Here is an 8,372-nt window from a genome sequence, read left to right as displayed (position 1 = left end):
CGGTAGCCTTTATCAAGTTATTGGTGAAGGCAAAAAAGCCGAAGTGCAGATTAGAGACTTTCAACTACTGCGCCACGGGTTCTCGCCTGAGCAAATCACCCAATTGAATTTGGCACCAAACGACTATGTTCATTGAACCCAAAAAAACAAAACTAGCTTCCGCTGGCTTTGGATTGAGAGCAAATATTGCTAGTTTGGTTGAATCCTAGCCCCGACTAGCGAGGCTTTGGATTCAAATATTAAAATTCATAGTCTGTAGGAAAAGGTCCACCAGTTTCTGCAAAACAAACATTCTGATAAAACTCTAATTTACCGTCTACAACAATGAACTCACATGCAATGTAACTAATCATCCAATAGTTCTCTAAAAAATTTAAGCTTTCAAACTTTTCTAGATCTTTGGATTTGGCTATCAATAGTGTGAAGACATCAGCTTTTTGCCAGATAATTTTGGTTTTAAAGTCGTTGATAGCGACAATATCATTCACAGCTTTTTGCTTGCTGTTGTCACCAGATTTATATAAAAAATTATATATATCAGGATTAAGCTTGCCATTTTTCGAAAAGGTGTTCGATGAAGCTAAATAATAAGTTACCAACTTAGCTTCATCTTTTTCAACCAAAGCTTTAACGAAAGTATAAATCTTTGCATCAAGATTTTGTTTGGAGTTTGAGGTGTTTGCATTGCATGAGAATATCAAAACAATGGTCAACAGGCTCAAAAATATACTGAATATTTTGCTTAACATCCGTTTCCACTCCCTTTCACACAGACCTCGCTCTTGGGCATATTTTTAAATTGAGTTTTCATAGGGTCAACTTTTGGTGTTGCCGCAGTCGCTGGATTACTTGGAGTTCCTTCTCTATAAGTATAATGTTGATGTGGAGCATTACCTGTCCCTGAGCCATCAGACTGGCCTATGGTGCTACCTTCAGCAACAGAGTCTCCTACAGCTAGCCCTTGAGAAGACTGAGTGTGAGCATGCCCACTCATACTGCCATCATCATTGGAAATCAATATATAGTTCCCCCCTTTACTACTTGACCCAATTGCAGCAACTGTACCATTTTCCGTTGCCTTTATGTCAGCACCATTTCCAGCCCGAAAGTCTGTTCCAGAGTGATTAGAGGAAGCACCCTTGATCCCAGTATTTCTTGGCCCAAATTTACTAGTCACAACAACTTGACCATTCTTATTTTTTTCAACAGGCCAAGACGTTTCGCCTGTTGGATCAATCATATTGATTGGGTCGTTATGCACATAAGCATAAAGATTCATCTGATCTTCATAACCTATTGGGTCAGTTTGCAGGAAACGCCCCAGCTTTGGATGATAAATCCGTGCTTTGTAGTAATAAAGCTCGGTACCCGGCAGCAAGATTTGCCCTGTGTACCTAAATCGCGAGGGGCTACTGGTCAGTGGCTCACCAAACGGTCCATATCGATGAACCGTTAACACACTCCCTGTACTGCTGGTTTCTGCAATAATGCTACTTTGTTCATTCGCTAACAAGTAACGGCTGTTATTGGTGCCACTGCCCACATATTCTACCAGTGGGTCATCCACCGCCATGCCATGTACATAACGACGGAGTAATGTGCCGCTGCTGTTATATTCTGCGACCAGCTCATCACCATCATATAAAAAATGGGTTTTAGTGCCATTTAAGGTTGAGCTGTGTAAACGGCCTGTTGGGTCATAGCCTAGCTGTAGGTTTTGCCCAGTTTTGAGTGCTGAGGTTAAGCGATTATGGCCATTAAAGGCATACGTCCAGCCGTCATATTGGGTCAGATTACCGTTGTTGTCGTAAGACAAGGGTTGGTTATCTATCTGTGTATATTGATTTAAATGGTTCGGGGTGTAGTCATTGCGGCCAATACGGGGAATGGCTATTTGAAATAAGCTATGACTGACCACTCTGTTGGTCATTTGGTTAACAGGATTGTAATCAAAGCTCGCGTTATTAATCCCCACATGGTCGAAATGCTTAACCGCATTGAGGTTATTAAAATCAACATTGGTGGTTATTCCGTTAGCGCGCTGAAGGTAGTCAAGTCTACCTGAGGTGTCGTAAACATAGTTCACCAGCACTTTGCTATTGAGCTCATTAATGCTGGTGAGTGCACCTGAGGTATCGTAGCTGTAGGTAACATAAAACCCGTCTGGATGGGTAAGCCGATTGCGACGACTCGCACTATCGTAGCCGTAGGTTAGCGTGCGACCGTTGGTGTTACGGGTTGCTTGTCTGCCTAAACCATCATAGGTATAGCCCACATAATCACTGCCGCGACGGACATACAATTGACGCCCAAGGCCATCGTACTCATAGGTGAGTGTGGTTTCTGCTGGCACTAACGTCGATATTTTATTGTTTATCGCGTCATAGGCATGGGTATGCACCTTGCCATCTCGTTTACGCCATGTTCGCACGTTGCCGTTATTGTCATACTCTTGCTGTTCATAGCTGTCATCGGCAAAGGTGGTTTGATGAAGCCTGTCGATACCGTCATAGCTGTAATGCGTGGTATTTCCATTACCGTCTTTACGGCGGTCGACTTGACCATTGGCACTGTAACTGAGCTCAATATCGATACCCGCGTCACTCGTGCCGAAACCTGAAATGGTTTTGGTCGGTCTTGAGAGTGTGTCATAGCGATGATAGGTGATTCTATCTGCACCAAAGCTGCTGACGGTACCTAATGCACACGCATCACTTATGGGCGTGGTAAAGGTTGCGGGGTCCATACGCTTGGCAACACACTTAAGCCGATTTGAGGCATCATAACTGTATTGGGTTAACCGCTCGATAGTGGTGGGCGTTTTTACTTTTACGGCCGTTTTCAAACCACGACTGTTGTAGTCGTTCTCAACCACCTGCTGTACAACCAATGCGGTCGATGATGCTGTTGGCAATGTACCTAATTCAATCGTTTTAGCTTGTTCATCTTGGGAGCGGTAAGTGGTACGCTGCGTGACTCGGCGCCCTTGCTGGTTCACCGCACCGATAGACCACGTTTGTCGTCCTGACAGGTCATAACGGTAATATGTCGCATCGGCAATGCCTGACAATGGACCATTTTCTTCCGTTTTACGCCCTGCACTATCATAATTATATTGGGTCACTTCACTGAGACTCATTACGCCATTCGTGCGCGTTACCGTAAGCGGCAAGGCCGTGTTTCCCCAGTAGGTATAATTGACGACCGACTCTTTAAGGCTGCCACACTCTGACTCCCCGCACGTCGAGGTTTTAGAGAGTCGAGCCAAACCGTTAATGGTGTCCCATGTGTTGGTGGTCAGGCGGCGCTGACCACTTTGACCATAGGGCTCGGTTTTGGTGAGCATACCGCCATGATGTGGATCAAATGTATAATCGGTGTGATTGCCGTTTGCGTCAATGGTGTAGCTAGGACGATAACAGGTCAGTTTATAACAGCTATTGATAGGGTAATACGCACTCACTACAATGTCTGGCTCATTACTGCCTGGTTTGGCGACGATACGTTTTTCTATCACGTTACCTAACGCATCATATTGATAATGTTCTTGGTTACCTTCTGGGAAGGTTATCGATTTAAGCGATCGGTTTTCATAGGTGTAATAAGTTGTTTGATTAAAACTGTTGGTTTCAGATTTTATCTGCTGATAAGGTTCTGGCGCCCCGGCTAAATTATAATCAATCTCTCTGTTGTACCCATCAGGCCCCGTTATCGTCAAGTGACTAAACTGTTTGCGTGGATCGAACCCCATTCCTGATTGTGCGGTGTAGGTATATAGGTATGCTTGCCCATTTCGAATGACGTGAGTAATGAAGTTATTATGGCTAACCCCTGCATAATTAAAGGTTGCAGAGCTAACCGAAAGAGTTGGATTACTGTCACCAGGAAGGGTTAACGAATAGCTATTGGTATAATCATTGGCGCCTAATGCACTGTTAAACCCTGAGTAGGTCCATGTTCGGTTAGACAAATCCTTTAATGTTGATTGATGACCTGTCGAGTAGGTTTGAGCCGCTAGAATGGTAGCCGGTGAACTGCTTTGAATGATTTTTGCATAAGCGATACTGCTCCAACCTGAAGCCCCCGTAGCCAGATTATTAGACTGATAGGACAAATGCATTTCGTAACCTAGATTACTAATGACCTTTTCAGGACGATAATAAGTAATTATCCCGCCTTCAGCACTAGAGTATGCTTGTGTCGCTGTTTGATACTGTAATGTATGATGTTCACCGTCGGGGAAATAAATGTTGCTCGCGTACCAAGTTCCGACTTTATCTTTAGTGCTGTATGCATCCGATCCATAATCAAAAAATGAAGATTGCAATGAATAAACGACTTTTATGCCAGTCTTGCCCTGTGTGTAAATGAAATGTCGCGTACTCATATTACCCAATAAGCGCGAGCCAATATCTGGCTGGGTAGTACACTCGTTGTCTTTGCAGCTAAATGACTCTGATGTTTTACCACCATAAGTTAATGAATAATTTTCTTGCTTAGTGCTGGAAAACTCAAAGGGGCCCGTTTTATATGACGTGCCTGTGATTTTCGAATCAAATTGTTGTAGCGTTTCTAGCGCCAAATTAGGGGCGGCGGGGATTCCCAATACGGGTAATTGGGGATAATACTTCCCTGACAATAAATCAACCGAATTGATATCTGGTGCAACTTGTGAAGGTTTAATTTGATAGATTTCTTCTGCAGAAACACCATTAATCACCAGTAGGCAAAACGCTGTAAATATCCTTATTAACTTATTCATCATGTTCAGTAATTTTGTTGTTATTCATACATTAACTAGCCGAGAGGTCATCTTCGTTGAGATACCCTGTTAATTTAATGGTCTACCGCCACCCGAACTGGTTGTTCTAACCAGTTTCCCTTGACTGACTGTCACATTATTTTTGTAACACGTTAGCGTGACGGCAGTATTTTGGTAAACGTTGAACGATTTAGAACCTGACGTACTGAGGTTGGGATAACTGAAAGAATCGCTGTATAGACCACAATAGGATGTTGAGGTTGAGGTCCAGCTTAATGTGACCGAGGCGCCAGACAGCACACTGCTAGGCCCGGTAAAGCTGGTGATAGTAGGTTCAAGGGTAAGCGACTGCGTTTCATCTGCTGCTGCGATACGGTTTCCTGCATCATCATAAGCATACTTAATCTCTTTGCTTGATGAATCGGTCACGCTAACCAATCGACCCCTCGCGTCATACTTATAGAGATTGATGTAATCTTGAGCTTGAGATATCGGGGTTAACGCAACACTCGTCAAGCCGAATAACATATATGTAGCAGTTCGTTTTTTGTTCATGAAACCAAATCCTTTGGTCAATTTTGGCGAAAGGTTATATGACTTATTTACGATTGCCAGACAAGAATGTGATAAATTTATAACAAAAATACAACAAATCTAATTGGTCAGTCAGAAACGTTGGTAAAATTTATAAAAAAAGCTTAAATTCATTACATTATAAATTTTATGACGTTGTATTTTATTCGCAACAAGGACTCAACCTCGCGGAATATTGTCAATGTCATAAGTAGGGACTGTTGTTCGCTCTTTATTCATTCGCCGATGTATCACCTTGGGAGTGAGGCACTTTACTCAAAGTGTGAAAGGTTCTGTTGACCATGTCACTAACAACCATTAACCGAACAATAAGCCGTACTTTACGCACCATAACACGTCTATTATTTGACCTGCATGGACTATGAACAGTGACATGGCATCGTAAATTTGAAGCGATGGAGCCACAGGAACATCAAAAATTCCTCGAGTCCCTCGGCATTGCTGCCGATGAAATCGCCCGTATCAGGAAAATATAATCTCATAAGCGAGCGAGCTTTTGATCTTGAGATAACCACCGTAAGCCATAAGCCCGGAATGAATTCGGGCCTATTTTATCTCACCCACCATGGACGCTAAGCCTCGGCGCTCTCGGCTTGCATTGGCGGCGCCACTATTTTTCGCCGAGCGCTGATATATTCACGCGAGCGAATACAGTAATGCGTCATCTTAAGCAAGGGCAAGCGCTCAGGCTGGGGCTGACCACCGCTAACGTCGCCGCCAGTATCGAGAGGATGACCCGACCGCCTGCGCAGCACGGTTCAAACCGATAACCCCATGATTGCCTATACATTATGAGTCGTAATAATCCACAAAAGCCGGTCTGGCCTAAGTGGCAGGTCAATTAAATAATTTACTGATGAAAACTAAGTGTCTCTCTGGTTTGTTGACTATATTTTTATTAACAACATAAGGAGAAAGGTCATGGATGCAGCACTACTTTTATCAAGAGTGGATGAATTACCTCGTTTACCAAAGGCCATCAGCGAATTATTAGATGCTGTTAATGATAGTCAGGCAACGATTAAGGGAATAACCTCCAAATTAGCCCAAGAGCCGATAGTGAGTGCGCGGGTGCTTAGGATGGCAAATTCAGCGTATTTTGGCAGTAGCCGCGAAGTGGCCTCACTCGATGAGGCCGTGGTGCGTTTAGGGATGCAAAAACTTCGAACCTTAGTCATTGCCTCGGCGTTGGTCGGAGCGGTGCCAGCATCAAAGGCGGTGAATTTAGGTGAGTTTTGGGGCAATACTTTTGAGGTCGCTTGTTGTTGTCAGGTGGTAGCGAAATCGACTAAGAGTGAGCCTGATGCCGCCTTTACCTGCGCGATTTTGCATAATATCGGTGAATTGCTCATTGCCACCATTATGGCTGATTCTGTGCACGAGATTGAAGCATTGATCGACGCTGGCGGCGAGGTTGAGAATAGCCAAATTGCCGTTTTGGGTTACTCTGCTGCCGATATTGGCTCGTTACTGGCCGACAATTGGAAATTTCCGCCGGCATTAGTCGATGGCATTCGTTTTCAAAATCACCCAACTAAAACATCACCTTACTCTGAGTTGGCGGGTTTGCTGTATTTTTGTAAGCAAGTCAGTCACGAATGGGATGATTGTGAAGATGACGAGCGCACGGCATGGTTGGCGGGGATTATGGTGAAGTCTGGTTTAAAAGTCCCTATGGATGGCTTGGCCCAGCGCCTCACTGCAGTCCGAGGCCAAGGCTATGAAATGGGTAAGTTATTAGCGTGATGTTTTATCTGCATATCAAGGCTTAATGGTGAGGTTAAGCCTTGATTGTTTATACGCCAAGGCTATCTCTGGCTTGATTTCTGAGTTGGATCAGCTCGCTGTGTTTTAGATAAAGTAGATCGGCGCAGCGGCGCACTATCTGATCTTCATATTGACATAAACGTCCGTCGGCGTAGGCTAGCTTCCACATAGCTAAAATCAATTGCTGCTTTTGTTCTAGAGTGAATTTATCATTGATTTCATTGGTAAATTCAAACAATGATGTGGCGTTTTGACGACTAAGTTTAGCTTCCTCAGACAATTCTTGTGCCTGTTGTTCGGCTAACCCTAAGAGGGAAACTAGCAGGCTTGGCAATAAATTAGCTTCTTCGTCGCTGACTTGCTCGTCGGCAAAAATCACTTCACACAACATACTGGCAGCCGCAATATTGAGGTGATGCTGTTGTTGCTCCGGCGTTTGAGCTTGGGTGTGTGATTGCAAAAACTTTTTGATTTTTGAGATCATAGCGATAAATATTGGCTGAGATACATACTAGAAGCCTAGCATATTTATTTGCGACTAAGTCAGGGGGGACGGTCATTAAAACGGATTCATGTCCGCTTGGCGAACTTGAGCATATGGTGAAATACATCACTGGTGAGTATGGATTCAGCCTGAACCAATAAGCGCGGGCGCCAAGCATTGCACCCGCGGCAGGCCAAGTGATTACAGAAGCGCACCTAAGCCTTTATTGAGCAAGCCAATGGCGCCGGTGTCACCTTGAGACTCTAAATAGGACTTAACCCCATTGATCATGGGGATCACCATATCTTTGGGGATACCTAATTTTTCGAAAGCGTCATACACCATGGCGCTGCCTTGTAAGCCTTTACCCACATCCCCCGCCGAGGCGAGTAGCCCACTGAGGCCGTTGTCGCCGCTTAGTACGGGGGCGGCCGCTAACAGGCTATCAACCCCAGGGATGGATTTACTTAAACTGGCAAACTCGCCATCGCCTAAGGTGCTTTTGGCAAGTTGTAAAATGCTGCCAATGCCCCCTTCCGTTTGGCTAGGATTTAAATTCAATGACGACAGGCTATTGACGAGGGCGTTATCACTGAAGGTGTTCGCAGTGGCAGCGGCGGGGGCCTGAGTTGGGGTTTCTGTTTTTTTGCTTGAGCCAAATAAGTCATCAAACCAACTGGCTTGAGCGCTGGCCATAGATAAGCTAGCGATGAGCAGTGTGCCGATGGCGGTGGATTTTCTCATTGGAACCTCAGACTAAATAAA

At 44.5% G+C, this 8,372-nt stretch carries 7 protein-coding genes; 1 reads left to right on the top strand and 6 read right to left on the bottom strand.

Translation table 11 applies throughout. The features are described 5' to 3' along the window. Positions 1-239: 239 nt before the first annotated feature. The 4 genes from KU855_RS13600 to KU855_RS13585 form a co-directional block, all read right to left on the bottom strand. Complete coding sequence (locus KU855_RS13600; protein ID WP_218530822.1) at positions 240-749, bottom strand: hypothetical protein; 510 nt, start codon at positions 747-749, stop codon at positions 240-242. Further along, positions 743-4,765, bottom strand: coding sequence for an RHS repeat domain-containing protein (locus KU855_RS13595; protein WP_218530821.1), 4,023 nt, complete (start codon positions 4,763-4,765; stop codon positions 743-745). The genes KU855_RS13600 and KU855_RS13595 overlap by 7 nt, the downstream gene beginning before the upstream one ends. Before the next feature lie 66 nt (positions 4,766-4,831). Then, on the bottom strand, positions 4,832-5,317 hold the full coding sequence (locus tag KU855_RS13590; RefSeq protein ID WP_218530820.1) for an RHS repeat domain-containing protein: 486 nt from the start codon (positions 5,315-5,317) through the stop codon (positions 4,832-4,834). A 611-nt stretch (positions 5,318-5,928) separates the two neighbouring features. Beyond that, on the bottom strand, positions 5,929-6,111 hold the full coding sequence (locus KU855_RS13585) for a hypothetical protein (RefSeq protein WP_218530819.1): 183 nt from the start codon (positions 6,109-6,111) through the stop codon (positions 5,929-5,931). A gap of 166 nt (positions 6,112-6,277) precedes the next feature. On the opposite strand from KU855_RS13585, the gene KU855_RS13580 reads away from it, so the two are divergent. Then, entirely contained in the window at positions 6,278-7,102 is an 825-nt protein-coding gene (locus tag KU855_RS13580; RefSeq protein WP_218530818.1) for an HDOD domain-containing protein, read from the top strand. 49 nt (positions 7,103-7,151) lie between these two features. Here KU855_RS13580 and KU855_RS13575 read toward each other — a convergent pair whose 3' ends face one another. Both KU855_RS13575 and KU855_RS13570 read right to left on the bottom strand, forming a co-directional pair. Then, positions 7,152-7,607 carry a TerB family tellurite resistance protein gene (locus KU855_RS13575; protein WP_218530817.1) on the bottom strand — a complete coding sequence of 152 codons (456 nt, stop codon included), beginning with the start codon at positions 7,605-7,607 and terminating at the stop codon, positions 7,152-7,154. Positions 7,608-7,808: 201 nt separating this feature from the next. Beyond that, positions 7,809-8,351 carry a DUF2780 domain-containing protein gene (locus KU855_RS13570; protein ID WP_218530816.1) on the bottom strand — a complete coding sequence of 181 codons (543 nt, stop codon included), beginning with the start codon at positions 8,349-8,351 and terminating at the stop codon, positions 7,809-7,811. Between the last annotated feature and the right edge of the window lie 21 nt (positions 8,352-8,372).

Origin of the sequence: Shewanella sp. NIFS-20-20, assembly GCF_019209865.1 — a bacterium.
In the GTDB taxonomy this organism is placed as follows: Bacteria; Pseudomonadota; Gammaproteobacteria; order Enterobacterales; family Shewanellaceae; genus Shewanella.
The sequence above is the reverse complement of the archived record's forward strand: the minus strand, read 5'-3'. Positions and strand labels throughout refer to the sequence as shown.

What these genes read in the sequence shown, in the direction of transcription:
- KU855_RS13600 (WP_218530822.1), bottom strand. Translation starts at nt 749, where the DNA reads ATGTTAAGCAAAATATTCAGTATATTTTTGAGCCTGTTGACCATTGTT.
- KU855_RS13595 (WP_218530821.1), bottom strand. Translation starts at nt 4,765, where the DNA reads ATGATGAATAAGTTAATAAGGATATTTACAGCGTTTTGCCTACTGGTG.
- KU855_RS13590 (WP_218530820.1), bottom strand. Translation starts at nt 5,317, where the DNA reads ATGAACAAAAAACGAACTGCTACATATATGTTATTCGGCTTGACGAGT.
- KU855_RS13580 (WP_218530818.1), top strand. Translation starts at nt 6,278, where the DNA reads ATGGATGCAGCACTACTTTTATCAAGAGTGGATGAATTACCTCGTTTA.
- KU855_RS13575 (WP_218530817.1), bottom strand. Translation starts at nt 7,607, where the DNA reads ATGATCTCAAAAATCAAAAAGTTTTTGCAATCACACACCCAAGCTCAA.
- KU855_RS13570 (WP_218530816.1), bottom strand. Translation starts at nt 8,351, where the DNA reads ATGAGAAAATCCACCGCCATCGGCACACTGCTCATCGCTAGCTTATCT.